The organism is Romboutsia sp. BSD2780061687b_171204_C1, assembly GCF_015560225.1.
GTDB lineage: Bacteria > Bacillota > Clostridia > Peptostreptococcales > Peptostreptococcaceae > Romboutsia_C > Romboutsia_C hominis.
Genome location: NZ_JADMRK010000005.1, coordinates 19,654 through 41,108, shown reverse-complemented (window position 1 = coordinate 41,108; position 21,455 = coordinate 19,654). Strand labels below are relative to the sequence as shown.

The 21,455-nt window shown below is 28.2% G+C and carries 23 protein-coding genes; 2 read left to right on the top strand and 21 right to left on the bottom strand.

What is annotated here, in order from left to right; translation table 11 throughout:
* Positions 1–53 precede the first annotated feature (53 nt).
* The 6 genes from I2H23_RS10575 to I2H23_RS10550 all read right to left on the bottom strand — a co-directional run bounded on the left by I2H23_RS10575 (position 54) and on the right by I2H23_RS10550 (position 6,135).
* On the bottom strand, positions 54–1,721 hold the full coding sequence (locus tag I2H23_RS10575) for a nucleoside kinase (protein ID WP_092923426.1): 1,668 nt from the start codon (positions 1,719–1,721) through the stop codon (positions 54–56).
* A 36-nt stretch (positions 1,722–1,757) separates the two neighbouring features.
* Positions 1,758–2,519: a sugar phosphate isomerase/epimerase family protein gene (locus I2H23_RS10570; RefSeq protein ID WP_092923424.1), complete on the bottom strand. Its 762-nt coding sequence runs from the start codon at positions 2,517–2,519 to the stop codon at positions 1,758–1,760.
* Between the two features lie 9 nt (positions 2,520–2,528).
* Complete coding sequence (lepB, locus tag I2H23_RS10565) at positions 2,529–3,062, bottom strand: signal peptidase I (protein ID WP_092923421.1); 534 nt, start codon at positions 3,060–3,062, stop codon at positions 2,529–2,531.
* Between the two features lie 31 nt (positions 3,063–3,093).
* Complete coding sequence (locus tag I2H23_RS10560; protein WP_092923418.1) at positions 3,094–3,894, bottom strand: hypothetical protein; 801 nt, start codon at positions 3,892–3,894, stop codon at positions 3,094–3,096.
* Positions 3,895–4,114: 220 nt separating this feature from the next.
* Complete coding sequence (locus tag I2H23_RS10555) at positions 4,115–5,413, bottom strand: RsmF rRNA methyltransferase first C-terminal domain-containing protein (RefSeq protein ID WP_166506031.1); 1,299 nt, start codon at positions 5,411–5,413, stop codon at positions 4,115–4,117.
* Entirely contained in the window at positions 5,410–6,135 is a 726-nt protein-coding gene (locus tag I2H23_RS10550; RefSeq protein WP_166506032.1) for a PrsW family intramembrane metalloprotease, read from the bottom strand. Before I2H23_RS10550 ends, I2H23_RS10555 begins: the two co-directional genes overlap by 4 nt.
* A 113-nt stretch (positions 6,136–6,248) precedes the next feature.
* Here I2H23_RS10550 and sleC point away from each other — a divergent pair, with 113 nt between their 5' ends.
* Positions 6,249–7,523 (top strand): spore cortex-lytic germination protein SleC, encoded by a 1,275-nt coding sequence (sleC, locus tag I2H23_RS10545; RefSeq protein WP_092923409.1) that lies wholly within the window; start codon positions 6,249–6,251, stop codon positions 7,521–7,523.
* A gap of 88 nt (positions 7,524–7,611) precedes the next feature.
* Here sleC and I2H23_RS10540 read toward each other — a convergent pair whose 3' ends face one another.
* The 11 genes from I2H23_RS10540 to I2H23_RS10490 all read right to left on the bottom strand — a co-directional run bounded on the left by I2H23_RS10540 (position 7,612) and on the right by I2H23_RS10490 (position 17,494).
* Positions 7,612–8,982 carry a DUF3298 and DUF4163 domain-containing protein gene (locus I2H23_RS10540; RefSeq protein WP_195581619.1) on the bottom strand — a complete coding sequence of 457 codons (1,371 nt, stop codon included), beginning with the start codon at positions 8,980–8,982 and terminating at the stop codon, positions 7,612–7,614.
* A gap of 62 nt (positions 8,983–9,044) precedes the next feature.
* A complete protein-coding gene (locus I2H23_RS10535; RefSeq protein WP_092923403.1) occupies positions 9,045–9,701 on the bottom strand; it encodes a hypothetical protein in 657 nt (218 codons plus the stop codon).
* 233 nt (positions 9,702–9,934) lie between these two features.
* On the bottom strand, positions 9,935–10,252 hold the full coding sequence (locus I2H23_RS10530; protein WP_092923400.1) for a PTS lactose/cellobiose transporter subunit IIA: 318 nt from the start codon (positions 10,250–10,252) through the stop codon (positions 9,935–9,937).
* Between the two features lie 13 nt (positions 10,253–10,265).
* Complete coding sequence (chbG, locus tag I2H23_RS10525; protein ID WP_166506034.1) at positions 10,266–10,991, bottom strand: chitin disaccharide deacetylase; 726 nt, start codon at positions 10,989–10,991, stop codon at positions 10,266–10,268.
* A 9-nt stretch (positions 10,992–11,000) separates the two neighbouring features.
* On the bottom strand, positions 11,001–12,311 hold the full coding sequence (locus I2H23_RS10520; RefSeq protein WP_166506035.1) for a 6-phospho-beta-glucosidase: 1,311 nt from the start codon (positions 12,309–12,311) through the stop codon (positions 11,001–11,003).
* 33 nt (positions 12,312–12,344) lie between these two features.
* Positions 12,345–13,661 carry a PTS sugar transporter subunit IIC gene (locus I2H23_RS10515; RefSeq protein ID WP_195581618.1) on the bottom strand — a complete coding sequence of 439 codons (1,317 nt, stop codon included), beginning with the start codon at positions 13,659–13,661 and terminating at the stop codon, positions 12,345–12,347.
* A 22-nt stretch (positions 13,662–13,683) separates the two neighbouring features.
* Positions 13,684–13,995: a PTS sugar transporter subunit IIB gene (locus I2H23_RS10510; RefSeq protein ID WP_166506037.1), complete on the bottom strand. Its 312-nt coding sequence runs from the start codon at positions 13,993–13,995 to the stop codon at positions 13,684–13,686.
* 109 nt (positions 13,996–14,104) lie between these two features.
* Positions 14,105–14,809: a GntR family transcriptional regulator gene (locus I2H23_RS10505; protein ID WP_092923388.1), complete on the bottom strand. Its 705-nt coding sequence runs from the start codon at positions 14,807–14,809 to the stop codon at positions 14,105–14,107.
* 255 nt (positions 14,810–15,064) lie between these two features.
* Entirely contained in the window at positions 15,065–16,420 is a 1,356-nt protein-coding gene (rlmD, locus tag I2H23_RS10500; protein WP_166506038.1) for a 23S rRNA (uracil(1939)-C(5))-methyltransferase RlmD, read from the bottom strand.
* Positions 16,421–16,442: 22 nt separating this feature from the next.
* Positions 16,443–17,165 (bottom strand): pseudouridine synthase, encoded by a 723-nt coding sequence (locus tag I2H23_RS10495; protein ID WP_092923382.1) that lies wholly within the window; start codon positions 17,163–17,165, stop codon positions 16,443–16,445.
* The gene (locus I2H23_RS10490) at positions 17,165–17,494 is read right to left on the bottom strand and encodes a DUF1904 domain-containing protein (RefSeq protein ID WP_092923379.1); all 330 of its coding nucleotides are present in this window, start codon (positions 17,492–17,494) and stop codon (positions 17,165–17,167) included. The genes I2H23_RS10495 and I2H23_RS10490 overlap by 1 nt, the downstream gene beginning before the upstream one ends.
* Positions 17,495–17,668: 174 nt before the next feature.
* Here I2H23_RS10490 and fba point away from each other — a divergent pair, with 174 nt between their 5' ends.
* Entirely contained in the window at positions 17,669–18,532 is an 864-nt protein-coding gene (gene fba, locus I2H23_RS10485; RefSeq protein WP_092923376.1) for a class II fructose-1,6-bisphosphate aldolase, read from the top strand.
* 89 nt (positions 18,533–18,621) lie between these two features.
* On the opposite strand, the gene I2H23_RS10480 is transcribed toward fba, so the two are convergent.
* The 4 genes from I2H23_RS10480 to I2H23_RS10465 form a co-directional block, all read right to left on the bottom strand.
* Entirely contained in the window at positions 18,622–19,107 is a 486-nt protein-coding gene (locus I2H23_RS10480) for a hypothetical protein (protein WP_092923374.1), read from the bottom strand.
* A gap of 31 nt (positions 19,108–19,138) precedes the next feature.
* Positions 19,139–19,702, bottom strand: a complete 564-nt coding sequence (locus I2H23_RS10475; protein ID WP_092923372.1) for a 5' nucleotidase, NT5C type — start codon at positions 19,700–19,702, stop codon at positions 19,139–19,141.
* A gap of 112 nt (positions 19,703–19,814) precedes the next feature.
* Positions 19,815–20,618: a hypothetical protein gene (locus I2H23_RS10470; RefSeq protein ID WP_092923371.1), complete on the bottom strand. Its 804-nt coding sequence runs from the start codon at positions 20,616–20,618 to the stop codon at positions 19,815–19,817.
* Positions 20,619–20,710: 92 nt separating this feature from the next.
* On the bottom strand, positions 20,711–21,403 hold the full coding sequence (locus tag I2H23_RS10465; protein WP_092923369.1) for a metallophosphoesterase: 693 nt from the start codon (positions 21,401–21,403) through the stop codon (positions 20,711–20,713).
* Positions 21,404–21,455: the final 52 nt, after the last annotated feature.

The window sequence follows — 21,455 nt, the reverse complement described above, 5'->3', positions numbered from 1 at the left end:
ATATATAATACAGAAACCCCTGATATTCTGTCAACATCAGGGGTTTTATAGTATTAATCAACTATTTTACTTCCACCTACAAACTCTCTCAATATTGATGTTGGTGGTATATCTGATATGTCTGATAACTCAACAAAATATTGAAGAAACTTTAAAAGTCTATTAGCTTCTATATATGAACTATTTTCCTTATCAATTTCCTCTAGTAATGGTTTTGCGTACTTTTTCAATACTGCTAATTCATAAATACATGCAGAGTTAAATATTATATCCGCTTCCTCTTGATATGGGAATATATTTTTCTTCTCTCCACGTCTTACTGATTCCCACTGCATTATTGTCTTTTCTGCGCTATAACCTCTAAAATTATAATCTCTAACCATTCTTCTTATTAACCTTAAATCCGTTGTAGGTATTCTATTATGGTCATCTAAATTAATTTGAGTTAGGGCACTTATATAAATTTTAAATTTATCTTCATCTGGTATTGATGATGTTAGCATAGGATTTAATCCATGTATTCCTTCTAATATTATTGGCTGATTTTCTTTTATTTTTAACTTCTTTCCTTTTTCTTCTCTTATTCCTAATTTAAAATTAAACTTAGGTAAACTTATTTCCTTACCTTCTAGTAAATCTTTTAAATCTTTATTAAATCTCTCTAAATCTATTGCATATATAGACTCAAAATCATAATTTCCAAATTCATCTAGTGGAGTATGCTCTCTATTAACAAAGTAATCATCTAAAGATATTGATACAGGATTTAGATTATTGACTCTAAGATGTATTGATAATCTATGAGCAAAACTTGTTTTACCTGATGATGAAGGAGCTGCTATTAATATAACTCTCTTATTTTTTTCTTTTATAATATCTGCTATTTGAGATAATTTTTTCTCATGTAGAGCTTCTACTGTTCTTATAATTTCTCCATACTCTTTTCTTTCTATTACCTCATTAAGTGTAGTTACTTTACTTACTCCCATAAGCTTTGACCAATTCTCCGCTTCATGATATACACTCGATAACTTAGGCTGTTCTTTAAATTTAGTTGGTATATTTTTATTTTCTTCACTTGGACCTAATACTATTATTCCATTTTTATATGGTTTTAAATCAAATGTCTTTATATATCCCGTAGATGGTAACATATATCCATAGAAATGATTTATATGATTGTTACACTTATATATCTTTACATCATCATGTTCCTTGTATTTAAGAAGCTCTGCTTTCTCATACATTTTATTATCTTTAAATATTTTTATTGCTTCTTCTTTATTAGTGTCTATTCTTTCTATTTTATAATTAGACTCTATTATATCTTTCATTTTTTTGTTTATAGCTTCTACATCTTTCTCTATCAATTCTCCATCTTTATGAACTTCACAATATAATCCCTTTGATAGAGAATGTTCTATTACTACTCGACAATCTTTAAATACTTCGTTACAAGCCATTATAAATATAAATGACACAGTTCTAAAGTATACTCTTAATCCATCTTCGCTAGTTGTATCTAAAAAACTTAATTTACAGTCTTTGTTTATACTATAATTTAATTCTCTTAGTTTGTTGTCTATAACTCCTAATGTTATGTATCCTTTATAGTCTTTATCTATTTCTTTTACTATACTTTCTAGTTTTACTCCTGGAGAATCTTTTTCTATTTTATAAACTTTTTCATTTCCTTCTACATTGATAGTTATATTTTTCATAGTAATCTCCTTTCTTTTATACTTAAAAAGAGGTATTTAAACCTCTTTTTTAATCTCTTTTATATATTCTATACTTTCCTTTATATCATGATATTTTATCTCTAATATTAAGAACTCTGGTTCTAAGTCAATGATAGTTTTAACTTCTTTTTTATCTAATATACCTTTATTTATCCCTATATGTATATCTTTCTTTCCATCATTGTCACTTAAATGAACTATTCTAATCTTGTTATGTAATTTGTCTATATAATTATCCCTATTGATTAGATTATGGCCTGTATCATAACAAAACCATAATTTTTCATTTTCTACTTTATTAAATATATATTCAAAATCATATAGTTTGTTACCTACATTTGATAAATCACCATTATTAGAATAAGTATTTTCTATTGATATATTAGCTTTCGTCTTATTTATAATATCATTTAACATACTACATGATATATCTAAATATTTTTCTCTATTTTTATCTAATCTATCAGATATAACATACCCTAGGTGAAGATTGTAGTAACAAATATTTAAATGTTTTAATTTATAGTTCATTTCTTCTACAAATCTTACCCAAGATTGTCTAATAAATTCTATATTCTCACACAAGTTTAACTCCATAGGTAAATGAATACTTAAAGATACATTTAATTCTTTAAGCTTGTCTATATATTTGTATATCTCATCACACTCATATAAGTTATCTATACCAAGTTCTATATGTTTTATTTCATCTATCTCTTTGCACAAATTTATTGCTTCATCAAGATTATATAATAATGCTGATATACCAATTTTCATGTAATTCACCTATTTTACAGTTCCTATTTTATTAAATGGATATAACCTTATCATTACCTTACCCATTATATTTTTTTCATTTACTAACCCGACATCTTCATATCTACTATCTAAACTCTTCTCTCTATTATCTCCCATTGCAAATACTTCACCCTTTGGAACTGTCATATCTATATATCCATCTGTATAATTATCATGTATATATGGTTCATCTAATAACTTTCCATTTACATATACTTTGGAATTTTCTATCTTAATATGATCTCCTCCGGTTGCTATAACTCTCTTTACTAAGTCTTTAGGTTTTCCATTGTCTTGAAGTAAATTCGTATGGAATACTATTATGTCTCCCTTTTTTGGCTCTCCTATTTTATAAGCCATTCTATTAATTATTAAATAATCATTTTCCTTTAAAGTAGGATACATAGATTCTCCCTTAACTAAAGTAGGTCTTATAAATTGAGTTATTATAAATGCAAAAATAAGAGCAGTAGCTATTACCTTAATCCACTCTATTGCTTCTTTTTTTAATTTTTCACTCATCCTAATAATCTCCTCCTAAATTTTAATTTAGTTAATAATTGGTGTAACTTCCTATCATTTGTATAGCCATCTCATTTATATTATCATATTTATCCATTTTTATACCTAAGTCTAGTAATTCACATGCTTTAACTAAGTCCTGAACTACTTCCATGGGATTGCCATATAACTCTTCAATATCTTCTTTGCTAACCCCTTTAAATCCATGTCCAACTGGGCTTTCATGTCTAATCTTAATTAAATTTTCTAGTCTTTCTCCATTTAATATATCAACAACCTTTTCCATTCTTTTTGTTTTTTTAATATACCTATTTATATAGTTAGTCACCCCAGTTATTAGATTTCCATTATATATATTATACTTCTTTTTTAATGTATATAGAATATTTTTCTTTGATACCATATAACCATGCATATTTACTTTATATTTTTTATTTTCCTTAGTACTTACAAATATATATTTAAATAATGCTTCCTTTAATCTATATAACCTTCCCAAAAAATCAATATACTCTTCATTAACAATTTGTATCTTCATATTTTCTATGAGCTCTGATAATATGTCTTCAGGTTCTCCATTTTCTAGATTTTCTAGGTTAGAAACCAATCTTTTTATCTCTCTTCTACTTAACATCTCACTGCTCATCTTTTTTAAACTTATCGATGCTTTTTTAAAGTCAAAGTTTATAGCATACTTAGATGATTCCATTAATAGGTATAGATCTCCTTCGACTATACCAACTTCTTCTAATACATCAATTACCGCATCATAATCATATCTTTGTAAAAATTTATATATAACATACTCTTTACTTTTATCTAATGGATTCATATTTCCCTCCTAGTTGTACCTCTTTTTAATACACATATATTTATTATTAAACTAGAAGGTTTATATTATGTAAAAAAGCTCATATTAAATATAATATATTAAGGCTTTTTTGAATAATATATATAATAATTATATTTATCTATAAATTTAAAATAAGTGTGTCTACATATATACTATAAAAAGGTACTAAGTTATAACTTAGTACCTTTTTATAGCTACTTTAGTATTTTATTCTAAGACCTTTCGGATAGTGGTTTTTTAATACTCCATTGGATTCTTTTCCCCACCCTAGTGGTATATTTTCTACTGTTACTAATACCCATCCTCTACTTTGTCCTGTATTTATGATATTTCCTCTTAAATAATTTAATACTTCTTCATCTTGTATTGATAAATTCTCTGTATACTTAACTTGATTTGGCTTTAAATAATGAGACAATGCATGTGATGGCTCAAACCTATTTTTCTTTAGTATTCCCAAATGAAGTCCATATCTTAAAACTTTTAATTTTTTAGTTTCTGGACTTTCTTCTGGCAATAGATATAAATTTTCTCCTCTTATATCAAATTTATTTCCTATTGACTCATTTAAAAATTTCTTTTCAAATTCTCTAAAATCCTTTAATTCTGTATCTAATCTTTTAACTTTTAATTCTTTAGTTTTTATATCCTCTTCTTCATTTTTTTGTATTTTAGCTACAAAGTGACCTTCTCCTTTTATCTTGTGAGGCCATAATCTTTCCATCTCTATAAGCTTAGCATTTTCATATTCTTCTATAAACTCATTTATAACTGTTTCATTTTCTTCTTTCGCAAATGTACATGTAGAATATACTAACGTACCTCCATTTTTAAGCATCTCATATCCATCTCTTATTATTTCTCTTTGAATAGATTGACATTCTAATACTTTTGCATAGCTCCAATCACTTATAGCAACTTCATCTTTCCTAAACATTCCTTGCCCTGAACAAGGAGCATCTATTACTATTTTATCAAAGTATCCTCTAAATACCTTCTTTAGATTATTTGAGTCTGTATTTGTTATTATACAATTTTTAGCTCCAAATCTCTCTAGATTTTCTCCTAGTGCTTTTATTCTCATTGGGTTTATTTCATTTGATACTAATAATCCTGTATTATTTAGTTTTGATAGTATGTATGTTGATTTTCCTCCTGGAGCAGCACACATATCTAGAATTTTTTCACCTTCTTTAATATCCAACTTTGGCACAACACTCATAGCTGATGGTTCTTGTAAATAATATGCTCCTGCCTCATGTAGTGGATTTTTGCCGGGTCTATCTATATCTTCATCATAATAAAAGCCTTCATTTACCCAAGGTATTTGTTCTAGTTTAAATAAATTTAATTTATCTAAGTCATTTTTACTTATTTTTAATGTATTAACTCTAAGGCCGGTAGTTTTTTTATCATCATATGTTTTTATAAATTCATCATACTCATCTTTTAGTATTTCTTTCATATCACTTAAAAATCTTTCAGGTAGCTTTGTCAATTCTTATCGTCCTTCCTCGTTCTCTTTTTTCTTCTCTTAAATCTATTTTTTGAACTAATTATGTATTTATCTAATTTGTCTAAGTTTAATTTACATAAAAAAATTATATAAACCACAAACAATATAATAGACCATCTATACTCTATCATCAATATAAAATCAAAAACTCCATGTATTAAAATTGGTATTAAAACAGATAGTATTAAATATTCTCTTTTTTTAAATTTCTCTGTACTAAATTTATATTTAGATATATAGTATCCCATGGTTATTGCAAATAACATGTGAGCTGGTGTAGATATTATAGCTCTAATCAATCCAACCTCCATCACTGTGCTTTTATCTTCTTTTAAGATATATAATACATTTTCTAGTGTTGCAAATCCTAATGACAAAAACATGGAGTAAATAATTCCATCTAGTTTTTCATTAAAATATTTTTCTTTTAAAAGATTTGGAATCAATACAATTGCCTTTAATCCTTCCTCTGTCATACCTGCTACTATAAAAGATATATATATTATACTTGTATATCCTGTTAATATATCTAATTTCAATAATAAAAGCTCTACAATAAGAGCAATTATCCCCATAAATACTCCTAATAAAAAAAACTTTGCTAACCTATTTATAGGTTCTTTATCATATTTATCTTTTAGGTATATCCAAAATATATAAGCTATAGTTGGTGCTATGGCCAATGTAAATATATTTATGTTCATATAATCACTTCTTTCTTTTTTGTATAATCTATATTATTTCCATTTTCCTTAACAAAATAAGATGTTTATTCATACTATAAAATAATAAGATACTATTTTTAAGGGGTGATTGCATGCAAGATGGTTTCTTAACGGTTAGTGTTATAGATAGCAATACTAATCAACCAATAGAAAATGCTACTGTTAATATCTACTCTATTCCAGAGTCAGAGCAACGTTTAACTAAAGTTTACGAAAACTTAAAAACAGACTCTTCTGGTCAAATCACAGGTTTAACACTAGATGCTCCAGATGTAAATTATTCACTAGATCCTTCTTCACCTATAAGACCATATAGCATTTATTCTGTTGAGGTGTCTAAAGATGGTTATGAAACAGTTTTAATAGACGGTACGCAGATCTTAGCTACTGTAGAAGCTCGACAAACAGTTCCTGTTAATTTAAAAACTAGATCTAGAAATTCTTATTCCAGACAAAATGAACAAGTATTTGATATTCCAGACCATACCCTATATGGAGATTATCCGCCTAAAATCCCTGAAAGTAGTTTAAAACCTCTACCACCTCCTACTGGGTTTGTTGTTCTTGATAATCCAGTAGTTCCAGAATTTATAGTCGTTCATGATGGAATGCCTGAAGATACTTCAGCTCCTAACTATTGGATACCTTTTAAAGACTATATAAAAAACGTAGCTTCTTCTGAAATATATTCTACGTGGCCTGAACAAACTATTTATGCTAATGTAATAGCTATAGTTTCATTCACTTTAAATAGAGTATTTACTGAATGGTACAGAAATAAAGGCTATAGCTATACTATTACTTCTACTACTGCTTTTGACCATAAATTTATTAATAATAGAAACTTCTTTGATACTATTAATGTTGTAGTTGATGATATATTTAATACTTTTATAAAAAGACCACCTACCTCTAGACAGCCCCTTTTAGCTCAATATTGTGATGGTGTAAAATCTCAATGCCCAAATCAAATGACTCAATGGGGAAGTAAATACCTTGGAGATGAAGGTAAAGACTATGAAAGTATATTAAGATCATTTTATGGTGAGCAAATAATCTTTGAAAAAGCACCTATCGTAAGTGGTGTTCCTATATCTTTCCCTGGCCAAATTTTACAAGTAGGTTCTAATAATAACTATGTTAAAACTATTCAAAACCAACTTAATGCAATCTCTAATTCATACCCTCTAATACCTAAAGTTAAAGAAGATGGCATTTTTGGAGAATCTACTGCTGAGGCTGTTAAAGTATTTCAAGGAATTTTTGGCCTACCTAAAAATGGTATTGTTGATTTTAAAACATGGTACGAAATATCTAGAATATATGTAGCTGTAACTAAAATAGCTTCTTTAAATCCTACAATATAGATATAAAATATATTTCTAAATAATAAAAGCTTTACTGATTATGATCTAATTTTTATTAGATATAAATAGTAAAGCTTTTTATTATTATCTATTTTAGTATTTCTAAGTATTCTTCTTTTAACATATGACTTATTATACTATTATTTATTTTAAATTCTGGTATCCCTGCTGCAAATGGTGCAATTTTATATAAATCAAAGTAAATAACTATATTATTGTCCTCTATATAAAACTTATTGTCTTTTTCTATTGATTCAAATTGATATATACCTTCATACTCCTTATTATTTTTAACTAATTCCTCTATTTGCCTTCTAATCTCATTATTTATTACTTTTATATAATCTGAGTTTGGCTTAAATAAATCGCTTAATTTTAATATTCTTCCACTTCTCATGTCTATATTATAACTTATATCTTCATAGTCTTCATGAGCTCCTCCACTATATTGATGGTAAGTTACTTTTATACTTAATATATCATCACTATTTTTTTTAACTTCATAATCCACATTTGCAACAAATTTATCTTTTGATACATCAACATTATCAAAATAGTTTTTAGCGCTCTCATAAACTTTATTATAAAAATCCATTATATCTTTTCTAATTTTATAATTTAATTCTTTATCTATATCCTTATTTGAAGATATTATTATAGGAATATTTAATATACTATTTATATATTTATTATTTTGAGTAATTGTTTGCGTATCTACATTTGCAATTATATTTTTTGTGTTTATTGATTTTACTTTGTTATTAAAAACATCATATGGAACTTTAAATTCATATTCTCTCATCTTACCATCTTTATTTTGGTCCAATATTATTGATAATCCCCCGTCTACAATTATAAAATTAGTTTCCTTATCTATAATTACTAGATTTTTGTCTATATCTATTTTATTTTCATCTATAGTCTTATTTATATAAGATTTTATTAATTCTTTATAGTTTTCATCTTCTCCTAAAAGATTATCTATATATATTCTTTGCCCTGTCTTTAAATCAAAAACATAACTTTCTTTGTTGGTTGAAAATTTATTTTTTCCACTTTTAGTTTCTTTTACTATAACTATATTGATTACATCTTTACTTTGAAACGCTAAATTATATTCTAATAATATATTAGTTTTTTGTTTATTATTTTGTAATTCTATATCTTGCCTCTTATGATTTATATAACTATTTATATTATTTCTGATAAAAGAATTAATGTACCTTTCAGCATTTTTATTATCACAATATAATTTAGGCATTCTAACTGTTATTGATAAATTTTTACATTCTATTTTACTTCTTTCTTCAGTAACCTTTACTGTTTTTATACTATCTACTATGTTAGCTTTTACTTTACTTGATATATCTACTAACTCAGTATTATATAAAAGTATTAAAGATAGTAATGCTATACATATTAATGACATAAATACTCTTATATTTCTTTTTTTATTCATTTATAATTCCTCCAAAACATAATTGCATTACTATGTTTTGAATTTATTATATTTTTATTCTACTAAAAACTTTTTAATTTTGATTTATTTGCCATTGCTAGTATAAGCCCTAGTGCTATAGATGCAAATGCAGACACTATAACTTGATATTGTGGTTCAAATAAAAATACAATCGTATGGCAAGGTATCCAGAAAAATGGTATAGTTTTTAACACTGTGAAATCAATGTACGTATACCAGTCGATTTTATTTGTTATATCTCTAAGACTTACTCTTCCTCCATTTTTATAATGTCTTATATCTATGTACGTATCTGTACACTTATGAAATAAAAATACTGCTGGTGATTGTAATATATTCATAATCGCACTTGTCAAAAATGCATGTGCAAAAATAGACTCTTTAAAAGGAAGCTTTCCCATCTCTTGAGCAGCCTCTACACCTTTAGAGAATACTGGCAATCCTAATGTTATAACAATACCTATTACACCCCAAATAATCGCTCTAAACATAACTCCATTTGGTTGCTTCCAGTACCCATAACTTATTCTCATACCTAGTAACTCTCCCATTGTAGCTAAGACCGCAAATTTAATAAATCCACTTACATATGGATACTCTCCTGTTACAGTAATGAATAAATCCCTACTAACTGGTATAACTAATATGAGTATCCAGATAAGAAGAATTCCTCCCCATATAAAATCCCCTTTTTTCATTAATGTCCCCCCTTGATATACTTTACATTTACTTAGTATATTTTCTTCATTAAGTATTAATACTCCTCTAATTTACACAATTTGCTATATCATAATTTGACTATATTAATACAACTTAATATATATTTAAAAATATATGACAAACTATCTTAAAGAATATAATCAATATACTTTTTATAAAATACAAAAGAGTATTGAATTTAATTCAATACTCTTTTGTATAAAAAAATATTTTACTTACTTTCTAATTTTTCGTATAAATCTATAAACTCTTCTGCTAACTGCTGAAAATTCATGGCATTCATCAAATGATCTTGTGCATGAACTAATAAAACACTCACTTCTGTTTTGCTTCCATTAGCCTCACCTTGTATAAGCTCTGTTTGGAATCTATGAGCTTTAGTTATTACTTCCTTAGAATTTTTCATAGTTTCTCTTGCTGCTTCTATATTCCCCTTTTTAGCTTGGGCTATTGCTTCAAAAGCTAATCCTTTTGCGTCCCCTGCATATCCTATTATGCCAAATGATATTTCAAATATTTTTTCATCCATTTAAAAAAACCTCCTAAATGTCCCTGTAACTACTCAATTCAAAGTTATCATTTAAATACTTTTTAACTTCCTCTGATGTCAATATCTCATGCTCTTTTGTTCTTTGCATTGCATAAGATGTAGAGTTTAAAATATATGCATCTAAGTATGCTGGATGAGTCATTATATCTAAAGCGTCATATTCTTTTAAAGTATTTATATTCTTCTTAAAGTAATCAATTTCCACATTATCACTATAAAAAGTATCTAACATAGGTACTACTTTTGAATATTCTAGATTATATTCAAATCCACCTCTTATTGGTAACTTATACTTTTCTATTATCCTTTCAATAACTGGCTGTAGTTTCTTTAAAGTATGAACATGGTGATGACTATCAAGATGAGAAATTTCAGTGTATTTCTTTACTTTTTCTATTTGAGCACAAAGTTCTTCATAAATTTCATCTAAGTTCATCTTATCTATTACATCATTAGTGATTCGCCTAAAAAATCTTCCATTTTCGTCTACTAGGCTTTCCAAATTAGGAAGTACTGGTCTATTACAACTAATAGTCATATGGACTCCACATGCCAAACCTGGATTTTCCTTTAAAAGTTTCATAGCATGCTCAAATCCTGGCATATTAGCCATAACTGTTGTAGATTTTACTACTCCTTCTTTATACGCTGATATTATCCCGTAATTTACAGCTTTACAATATCCAAAATCATCTGCATTTACTATAAGTTTAGTCATAAATTTCACCTACTTATTAAATTGAGGTAAGTACTCTTTATGAGCCTCTAACATCTCATCTAATATAGTTTTTGCTAAATCATCTGAAGGTATTAATGGGTTGATACAAAGTGCTAATAATGCACTTTCGTAATCTCCATATACGGCTGCTTTGGCTGCCAATATTTCAAAAGATTTTATATCACTTACTAAACCATCAGTACACTGCGGAAGATATCCCATTGATAAAGGTTTTGGTCCTTCGCTAGTTATTACACTACTAACTTCAACAGCTTGATCATCTCTAAAGTTTCTTATGGCTCCATTATTTAATGTATTAACTACTTGTATATCCCTTTTATCATTGTATATAGAACTTATTAAGTTACAAGCTGCATCACTATAATATGCTCCTCCCCTTTTCTCAAGTTGAGGTGGTTTTATGTCTAAACTTTCATCTTTATAAAGTTCAAATAGTTGCCCTTCTAATTCTTTAACAACTTGACCTCTTGCTTTACCTTTTTTAAATTCTTCTAATTCTTCATCTAGCATTTCTTTAGTTTTATAATAATATCTATGGTATGGACAAGGTATAGCACCTAAAGCTTTAACAAACTCTGGATTAAAATCTATTGCCTTTATATTTTCCATACTTATTTTAGAACTTACAAACTTATCTATTGCTTCCTTTGTGACATCTTTGCCATCCAAAATAACATTAAGCCCATATACCATATGATTAAGTCCAGCAAAATCCATATATATTCTATCACTTTCTACTTCAAATAACTTTGCAACTCCATTTCTAACACCTATAGGAACATTACATAATCCTACATAGTTTTTGAAGTTTGTGTATTTAAATACTGCTTCAGTTATTACACCTGTTGGATTTGTAAAATTTATTAACCATGCATTTGGACACAACTCTTCTATATCTTTTATTATATCTAGTATAACTGGTACAGTGCGAAGGGCTTTAAACAGCCCTCCTGCACCATTAGTTTCTTGACCTATTACTCCATGTGATAAAGGAATACTTTCATCTTTTATTCTAGCATCTAATAATCCAACTCTTAATTGAGTTGTTACAAAATCTGCACCTTTTAAAGCTTCTCTTCTATCTAATGTAAGGTTAATTTTAATATCTAATCCAGATTTTTTAATCATTCTCTTGGCAAGATTACCTACTATTTCTAATTTTTCTTTCCCTGCTTCTATATCTACAAGCCATAGTTCTTTAACTGGTAGCTCACTATATCTTTTTATAAATCCTTCTATTAATTCGGGGGTATAACTTGATCCTCCCCCTATTGTAACTATCTTAAGACCTTTTTTCATAATCTTCTACCACCCAATCTCTATGATTATTAACTAACCTTGTTGTTTAGCTAATCTTTTTTTTGCCATTCTTTCATCTGCAACTACAAATGGTAAATATATAACAACAGATATTATTAAGTTAACTGCTGCTAATGCTCCACCAGTCCAATGCCCTGTAGCCATTATTCCACTAAATATTGGAGGAGTTATCCAAGGAATTTTTGCCATTAAAACTGGTGCTACTATCCCACTGGATATAGCTAAGTATGAAGTTATTGTACATAATACTGGCGCTAGTACAAATGGAATCATGTATATTGGATTTAATACTATTGGCATACCAAATATCATAGGCTCACTTATATTGAAACATGCTGGTGGTCCACCTAAAGCTATCATTTCTTTACGTCTTCTACCTGCTATTATTAATGCTATTATTAATCCAAGTATCATCCCTGAACCACCTAAGTATACAAATGCATCTAAAAATGCTCCTGCAAATACATGGTAACCTTCTGTTGCTCCTGCTGATGCTAACTCAGCATTTTTACCACCTAATTCCATTAATATTGGCTCTACTGCAGGAAGTGCTATGTTTGCACCATGTAATCCAAATATCCATAAAACATGGATAAACAATACTGTAAACACAGCCCCTCCTAAAGAGTCAGCCATACCAGTTAAAGGTTTCGATAAATATGTTGATAATAAATCATTTATAAATAATCCGTTTGATAAAAGTTTTACTATTATACCTATTATACCTACTATAAATAACGCTATTACTCCTGGTAATAATTTTGCAAATGATCTAGAAACTGCTGGTGGTACACCATCTGGCATTTTTATAGTTAACCAAGTTACTTTAGATAATCTTACATAAATTTCTGTTGTTACTAGTGCTACTACCATAGCAGTAAATAGTGCATTAGTTGACACATAACCCCAAGGTATAAACCCCCACCCTGAAACTGCCTCTCCTGCCTCAGTTACTATGTCTGCAGTTTGAGGAGATAACACTAAAAATCCACATAATGCTAGAAGTCCTGCTTGTAAACCATTTGCTTCATATGATTTTGCTAAAGAATAGGCTACTGACACAGCTAAAAATAATGACATCATTGCAAGTGATCCCCACCATAAATCGCCTCCAAGTGCAGATATTTGTTGACCAACTGTAGTGTTAGCTAACATATCTTGGTAAGGTTTTAATGGTAAGTTTTTTATAAGTGATCCAAATGCCCCAACCATAGTTACTGGTATCATAGCAATGAAACCATCTCTTATTGCTACTAAGTGTCTTTGTGAGCCAACCTTAGATGCTATTGGAACTAAATGTCTTTCCATAAAGTTCATTAATGCTTCCATTTTGATTATCCCCCTTTTTAATTTACTTTGAATTATATAACTCCATTGCTCTATCTAATACAGCTTTACCATTACATGTTCCATAGTGCATCATATTTATAACCTCTACTGGTACATTGTATGGCTTAGCCATCTCTGTCGCTTTACCTAATATATATCTAACTTGCGGTCCTAATAATAAAACGTCACAATTTCCTATTTCCCTATCTAAGTTAACTTCTGATATAGCCCATATTTCTACCTCTATATCTTTTTCCTTCGCTGCAGCCTCCATTTTTGTAACTAGTAAACTAGTTGACATCCCCGCTGAACAAGCTAACATTATTTTTACCATTTTTTGTACCTCCCCAAAATATATTTTATTAAAATTTAAATGTCTATACATTTATTATATATTAAATGTATAGACATTTAAAGAAAACATTTTCACACTATATGTATTTTTATTTAGATATAGCGTTAACGGTTAAAGTATAACCATAATGGTATGTATGAGAGTATTCAAATGCTTCACCGTTATCAAGTCTGCAAACTTGCTTTATATATAATAACGGTTCTTTTCTATCCAATTTTAGATTTTCTTCTAACTCATCATTAGATATGACAGCCTCTACTTCTCTTTCTGATATAGCTATCTTACGTCCGCTAACTTCTTCAACATATTCATATAAAGAACCCTTGCAGTGAGTTTCATTTATATTTGGAAATAGTTTATCTGGCATATATGTAATCATATACGATAATCTCTTATCATTTGCTAGTCTAACTCTCTTTATCTCCCAAACATAATCACCTTCACTTATATTTAGCTTTTCAGAAATTTCATCATCTGATTCTATTTTTTCTAAACTAACTAATATACTTGATACTTTATATCCTTTGCTATTCATCTCTTTTGTAAAACCACTTATAGAAGATATATTGTCATATACCTTACTTCCTAAAACTATACTTCCTATACCCCTCCTCCTTGCTATATATCCTTCTTTAACTAGATTATTAAGTGCTGATCTAACAGTCATTCTTGTTACATTAAATTCTTCGCATAATTGATGTTCTGATGGTATTAAATCTCCTTGATTTAATTTTCCTGAATTAATTAATTCTTTTACATAGTTCTCTATTATTTTATATATAGGTTGACCCATAACTTTCCTCCCTCGGCTTTAGACATGAACTTATTGCCTATTTAATTGTATATACATTTAATAATATATTAATTTGTAACTTTTATAAACTCTTTTGATATAATTTTTATAATAACACTCCTTTATTATATCTTTTATATAGTCTTTGGTTAATATTTCAAATCAAATTATTCAAAGTATACAAAGTTTTTAATTGCTTTACACTTAAAATAAGACCACCTAAATTTATAGGTAGTCTTATTGATATAATCTATATTAAGCTTTTTTTAACTTAACAACAGTTTCAACATGAGGTGTATTTGGGAACATATCCATACATTTAACTAATTCTACTTCGTATCCATAGTTTTTAAATTCAACTAAATCTAATACTAATGTCTTTGGATTACAAGATATATATATTATTTCCTTAGAATCAAATCCACATATATCTCTTATAGCATCTTTGTGTACACCTGGTCTTGGTGGGTCAACTATTATTAAATCTGGCTTTTCTTTTAATTTGTTTACTGTTTTAGCAACATCTCCTGCTATAAATTCACAGTTTGTTAAACCGTTTAATTTTGCATTTTGATTAGCAGCTGCTACAGCTTCTTCTATTATTTCTATACCATAAACTTTCTTAGCAGATCCTGCCATAACTTGTCCTATAGTACCAGTTCCACTGTATAAGTCAAATACTACCTTGTCACTGTGGTCTCCAACAAACTCTCTAGCTATAGAGTAAAGCTCTTCTGCTCCTTTAGTATTTGTTTGGAAGAATGAGAATGGAGATATTTTAAATTTTAACCCTAATATTTCTTCTTGTATATAATCTCTTCCATAAAGAATTCTTAATTCATCACAATTTACTGCATCTGCTAATCCATCATTTATAGTGTGTAGTATACTTACTAATTCTGCATCTAAACCTAAATTTAAAAGCATGTTTTTATACTCAGTCATATCAAAATCTAGTTGAGAAGATGTAACTATGTTTACCATCATCTCTTTAGTATTTATACCTTTTCTAACTACAAGGTTTCTTAAGTATCCTTTGTGATTAAATGTTCTGTAATATGGTATTTGCTTTTCATTAAAGTACTCTACAGTAGCTTTTAATATATTTATGAAGTCTTGGTCTACTAAATAACATCCATCAACAGTTATTATATCTATATGTTTTCCTTTTTTGTGAAGACCTAAAGATAGTGGACCATCTTTAACCTCATCTCCAAAAGTATATTCCATTTTATTTCTGTACATTCTTTGCTCAGGACTTCCTTGTATTCCTAAGAATTTGAATCCAAATAACTCTTGTTGTAAGAATAAATCCATTACTTGTCTTTCTTTTATTTGAAGTTGTTTTTCATAAGGAACTGATAATATACTACATCCTCCACATTGATTGAAATGTTTGCATGGCTCTTCTGTTTCTAGCGGTGAGTTTTCTAGAAGTTCTAGCATTTTAACTTCAGCTTTTTTACTTCTAGCTTTTTGAACTACTGCTTTAACTTTTTGTCCAGTTATTCCGCCCTTCATATATATATCTTTTCCATCATATAAACTTACAGAAGTTCCACCGAACTCCATTTTATCTATTTCAAACTCTATTATGTCTCTTCTTTTCACTAAAACTACCTCCGCTCAATTGTTATCTTTCTTCTAATAATTTTATTTCATCTTCTGTTAATTCTCTATATTCTCCTAGCTCTAGATTTTTATCTAGCTCTAATTTTCCCATAGACAGTCTTTTTAAGTATACTACTTTTTTACCTACACTCTCAAACATTCTTTTAACTTGGTGGAATTTTCCTTCATGTATAGTAAGTTCTATTTCTGATATTTCATCACTCTTTAATATTTTAAGTTGTGACGGCATAGTTTCATATCCATCATCAAGCGTAACTCCTTTTGAGAAAGCAACTACATCCTCTTTTGTTACAATTCCTTCTATTTTAGCATAGTAAGTTTTTGGTACATGCTTTTTTGGTGATAATACCCTATGTGCAAGTTGTCCATCATTTGTTAATACCAATAGCCCTTCTGTATCTTTGTCTAACCTACCTACTGGAAATGGTTCAAAAACATAGTATGATGAATCTATTAAGTCTAATACTATTGGGTCATGCTTATCAAAAGTCGCCGATATATATCCATCTGGTTTATTTAACATTATGTACACAAATTCTCTATAGTTTACTTCTTCTCCATTAAAAAGTATTTTATCATTTTCTGGGTCAACTTGAATCCCTGGATTATTTATATTTTTTCCATTTACAGATATCATACCTTGCTTACAGTATTTTTTTATTTCCGCTCTACTACCATATCCTATATTAGAAAGTATTTTATCTATACGTAATTTTTTAGCCATTAAAAATGTTCTCCATTTTCATAGTATTTTTCCTTTTCAAAAACAGTAAATGCTAAATCCATACTTTCTACTTTTAATCCATCCCTTATACTATCTGTTATTATTTTAGCTACTGTGTCTTGGACTTCTTGTCCTCTATCAAACCAAGCTACTTCCACAAATGGATATACATCTGCTATTTTTCCGTCTCTTATTGCTACAGATTTTATACATTCTATTTCAAAATAATCTCTAGGACATTTTACTGCTTCCACTAATTTATCTATCATATTTTCACTTATTTTACATATATCATTTTCATTTATACCTCTTACTTTTATTTGTGGCATATATAATTCCTCTCTTTTCTTAAAATTTATTTAGTTATAGATATTATTATACTTTTAATTACTAGTTATTACAATTTACTATGTACTTTTTTTGTATTAGGGTTATAATATTAATTGATGGGTAAATTTTATATTTGATTATTTTTAATAATTAATTGTATGGAGGGTTTATATATGTTAGTTTCAGCTAAAGACATGTTACAAAAAGCTAGAGAAGGAAAATACGCAGTAGGTCAATTCAACATAAATAACTTAGAATGGACTAAGGCAATATTATTAACTGCTCAGGAAAACAATTCTCCAGTTATATTAGGAGTATCTGAAGGTGCTGCTAAATATATGTGTGGTTTTAAAACTATAGTCAATATGGTTGAAGGAATGATGGAAGAATTAAACATAACTGTTCCAGTTGCTGTTCATTTAGACCACGGAAGCTACGATGGAGCTAAAAAAGCTATGGAAGCTGGTTTCTCTTCAATAATGTTTGATGGTTCTCACTATCCAATCGAAGAAAATATAGCTAAAACTAAAGAAATGGTTGAATTAGCTCATGCTAAAGGTCTTTCTTTAGAAGCAGAAGTTGGTTCTATAGGTGGAGAAGAAGACGGTGTTGTTGGTGCTGGTGAAGTTGCAGATCCAGCTGAATGTAAATTAATAGCAGATTTAGGAATAGATATGCTAGCTGCTGGTATAGGTAATATACATGGTAAATATCCAGAAAATTGGGCTGGATTAAACTTTGATGCTTTAGCTGCTATAAATAATGCTACAGGAAACATGCCATTAGTATTACACGGAGGAACTGGTATACCTGCTGAAATGATACAAAAAGCTATATCATTAGGTGTTTCTAAAATAAACGTTAATACTGAGTGTCAATTAGCATTTGCTGATGCTACTCGTAAGTATATAGAAGCTGGTAAAGACTTAGAAGGTAAAGGATTTGACCCTCGTAAGCTTTTAGCTCCAGGGTTTGAATCTATAAAAACTACTGTTAAAGAAAAAATGGAATTATTCGGATCAATAAATAAAGCTTAATTCCTTTTAAAAATTAAATGAAAAGAGCATCTTTGTATACAGATGCTCTTTTTTATTTCTATATTAATCTTTTATATTATTTATAATCCTTAGCTATAGAATTTTGATGCTCCTACTAACTGTCTTTTTCCTACTATTTTAGATAGGTTAGCTAATGATGCTATTTTTATATCCTTGAAGCTAACTAAAAATACAAATTTAAAATCTGTAAAAGATTCATCTATATTATAAATATCAAAGAAACATCTTACATTATCAAATAAATATTTATCCTGAAGTTCTTCTTCAATTTCATCTGTAGCATCTTTTAAATATGCTCTTACATCTTCAAATAATACTTGGAAATAGCTTTCGTCTAAGTCTTCTCCTATTTCATCTAGTACATCTTCTATATCTTGCATATTAAATACATCTTGAGACAGTTTGCAGTCAAATGCCATTATACCATCTTGATTAATTGTATTTGATATATCTCTTGTATATTCTATATCTGGTCTTATTTTGATGATTTCTTTAACATCATTGCTATTTATGCTTATATTGCCTTTTCGATTTTCTACTTTTAATTCGACCATAAGACCACCTCCCCCTATAGTATTGCTATGTTTACTTGTACAATTCTATGAATTTATCTATGTCTTTCCAAGTGTCTACTCTTGTTATATTATCATGTTCTACACCTTGATTGTAGTTGGTATTTATTAGTAGTATTTTCATACCTTCACTTGCAAGTTGCATTGCATTTGATGGATTGTCTTCTATAAATATATTGCATTCTAATTCTTTAGCTTTAGCTATTTTATCGTGACTACCTAATAAGTGAACATCTATATCAGAAAATCCTTTATCGTTTAACCATCTTGTAGTTATCTCTGTAAGACTTTTATCTCTTGCCGTTACAAAATATAAGTTGTGGCTATTAGCTAACCACTTTTCTATAACGTCCTTAGCATATTCTACTATTTCTGCTTCTTCATAAGAATGCATACAGCTACTATGGAATTTATTTAATATTTCATCCATGGTATCACCATATAATTGTTCCCAGTTATAAGTTACACATTCTTCTTCTTTTATATTTTTATTATATATCTCATTTAAGTACGGAATAAAATGATATGGACTTGTTATAGTTCCATCTATATCTATACATATATTTAATCTTCCCATACATACCTCCCTGATTAACGTTATAATCGAAAATTATATCATATGTTATATTATAAATCAAAATTTATGCATTATAGTATATTTAAAGCTTATCATAAAAGATAAGCTTTTGTTATTTTATATTTAGACTTAGCTTATCTATTCTATCCTTAAAATTTGCTATGTGCTCATCAGATAAGCTTAAATACTCTGTTATTTTTCCAATATATTTTGGATTCTTACTTTCTACTAAGTTTATAGACTCGTTCATAGCCTTTTCTCTTAGCTCATAAGCCTTTTTAACATCATCTCTTGCATTGCTTAGTATTGTAGTATATTGTTCATCTGAAAGACTAGGTATATCCATACTTTCATAAAGTTCTATAACTTCTTTACATTTTTTGCTGGCATATTTTAAGTCATTTTCTATAGTCGGTAATTTTTTTATACTCTCAGATATATTTTTTGTATAAGGAATACAATCCCTCATAGGAATTAATGCTTTTCTTTCTATATTGTAAATTTCTTTTTTGAAATCACTAATTATTTCTTTATCAGTTTTTTTAATAACTTCTACTTCTTTATCCTGATTTAATTCTACTTCTTTTGATTCTAGTGCTACTTCATTTGATTTATCTCCTTTACTTTCATACACTTCACTGTCTTGCTTATCTACTTTATAAATTTCATCAATATTCTCTTCTTTGCCTACATTATCCTTATATTCGTATGGCTCATCATTAACATAACTGTAATAATATATAGCTTCTCTGATTTTATTTAATCCACTCATATAAAGATTTGTTGCTACTATCATTGTAACTAATACAACATAAATACTACTATATATGTACGATCTTCTCAAATTTTTATAATTTCTAAATAATATTATCAAGGGGATAAGATACAAAAATAAGAATACTAATATCCATCTCATCATTAACATCTCCTTCTTTTGTATATTTAAACAAAAATCCCCCAATTTTCATATTTTAACCATATATAATAGTATTTACAATTTTAAGATTATTAATCTAATATTTTTATTAATTTAAAATCAGTGTAATCACAAGATGCTAATATATATTCAATTCCATTTCTTACACCTCTTAATCCCATTTTAAATGATTCTTTTCCGTGCAAGTGTCCATATATAACTTTTTCAACTTTATATTCTTCATATAATTTAGTGAATAACGATTCTTCAAGTTTATCATTAGTAGGAGGATAGTGAGTGATAACTATAAATTTAGTATGTCCTTTCTTCTTAGCAGCTTCTAAAGATATTCTTATCCTATTTTCTTCTCTCTTATATATTTTAGCGTCATTTTCATCAAACTTAAAATCATTCGGACATATCCATCCTCTTCCTCCACAAATAGCATAATCTTTGTATTCATAGAAATTAGTTTGTAAAAAGTTCATATTATCATACTGCTTATTTAATGCTGTTACAGTAGTCCACCAATAATCATGATTGCCTTTTATAAATATCTTTTTCCCCGGCAAATTATCTATTATATCTAAATCACTTCTTGCTTCGTCTAGATTTATTCCCCAAGAAGTATCTCCTAATACTAATACTAAATCTTCATCACTTACTTTCTCTTTCCAGTCTTCTATTAACTTTTCCTCATGACCTATCCAATTCTTTCCAAAAACATCCATAGGCTTATTTACTGATGTTGAAAAGTGTAAATCTCCTATTGCATATAAGTTCATGTCTTTTTTCCTTTCTTATGTAGCTTTTCTTATATATTCTATATTAATACCT

Excerpts from the sequence above, each read along its gene's own strand:
- I2H23_RS10535 (WP_092923403.1), bottom strand. The coding sequence starts at position 9,701 with ATGAAAAAAGGGGATTTTATATGGGGAGGAATTCTTCTTATCTGGATA.
- I2H23_RS10550 (WP_166506032.1), bottom strand. The coding sequence starts at position 6,135 with ATGAACATAAATATATTTACATTGGCCATAGCACCAACTATAGCTTAT.
- I2H23_RS10530 (WP_092923400.1), bottom strand. The coding sequence starts at position 10,252 with ATGGATGAAAAAATATTTGAAATATCATTTGGCATAATAGGATATGCA.
- I2H23_RS10515 (WP_195581618.1), bottom strand. The coding sequence starts at position 13,661 with ATGGAAGCATTAATGAACTTTATGGAAAGACATTTAGTTCCAATAGCA.
- I2H23_RS10505 (WP_092923388.1), bottom strand. The coding sequence starts at position 14,809 with ATGGGTCAACCTATATATAAAATAATAGAGAACTATGTAAAAGAATTA.
- I2H23_RS10465 (WP_092923369.1), bottom strand. The coding sequence starts at position 21,403 with ATGAACTTATATGCAATAGGAGATTTACACTTTTCAACATCAGTAAAT.
- I2H23_RS10510 (WP_166506037.1), bottom strand. The coding sequence starts at position 13,995 with ATGGTAAAAATAATGTTAGCTTGTTCAGCGGGGATGTCAACTAGTTTA.
- lepB (WP_092923421.1), bottom strand. The coding sequence starts at position 3,062 with ATGAGTGAAAAATTAAAAAAAGAAGCAATAGAGTGGATTAAGGTAATA.
- I2H23_RS10490 (WP_092923379.1), bottom strand. The coding sequence starts at position 17,494 with ATGCCACAAATAAAAGTAAGAGGTATAAATGAAAATGATATATGTAAA.
- fba (WP_092923376.1), top strand. The coding sequence starts at position 17,669 with ATGTTAGTTTCAGCTAAAGACATGTTACAAAAAGCTAGAGAAGGAAAA.
- I2H23_RS10475 (WP_092923372.1), bottom strand. The coding sequence starts at position 19,702 with ATGGGAAGATTAAATATATGTATAGATATAGATGGAACTATAACAAGT.
- I2H23_RS10575 (WP_092923426.1), bottom strand. The coding sequence starts at position 1,721 with ATGAAAAATATAACTATCAATGTAGAAGGAAATGAAAAAGTTTATAAA.
- I2H23_RS10480 (WP_092923374.1), bottom strand. The coding sequence starts at position 19,107 with ATGGTCGAATTAAAAGTAGAAAATCGAAAAGGCAATATAAGCATAAAT.
- I2H23_RS10470 (WP_092923371.1), bottom strand. The coding sequence starts at position 20,618 with ATGAGATGGATATTAGTATTCTTATTTTTGTATCTTATCCCCTTGATA.
- sleC (WP_092923409.1), top strand. The coding sequence starts at position 6,249 with ATGCAAGATGGTTTCTTAACGGTTAGTGTTATAGATAGCAATACTAAT.
- I2H23_RS10570 (WP_092923424.1), bottom strand. The coding sequence starts at position 2,519 with ATGAAAATTGGTATATCAGCATTATTATATAATCTTGATGAAGCAATA.
- I2H23_RS10540 (WP_195581619.1), bottom strand. The coding sequence starts at position 8,982 with ATGAATAAAAAAAGAAATATAAGAGTATTTATGTCATTAATATGTATA.
- chbG (WP_166506034.1), bottom strand. The coding sequence starts at position 10,991 with ATGACTAAACTTATAGTAAATGCAGATGATTTTGGATATTGTAAAGCT.
- I2H23_RS10520 (WP_166506035.1), bottom strand. The coding sequence starts at position 12,311 with ATGAAAAAAGGTCTTAAGATAGTTACAATAGGGGGAGGATCAAGTTAT.
- I2H23_RS10495 (WP_092923382.1), bottom strand. The coding sequence starts at position 17,165 with ATGGCTAAAAAATTACGTATAGATAAAATACTTTCTAATATAGGATAT.
- I2H23_RS10560 (WP_092923418.1), bottom strand. The coding sequence starts at position 3,894 with ATGAATCCATTAGATAAAAGTAAAGAGTATGTTATATATAAATTTTTA.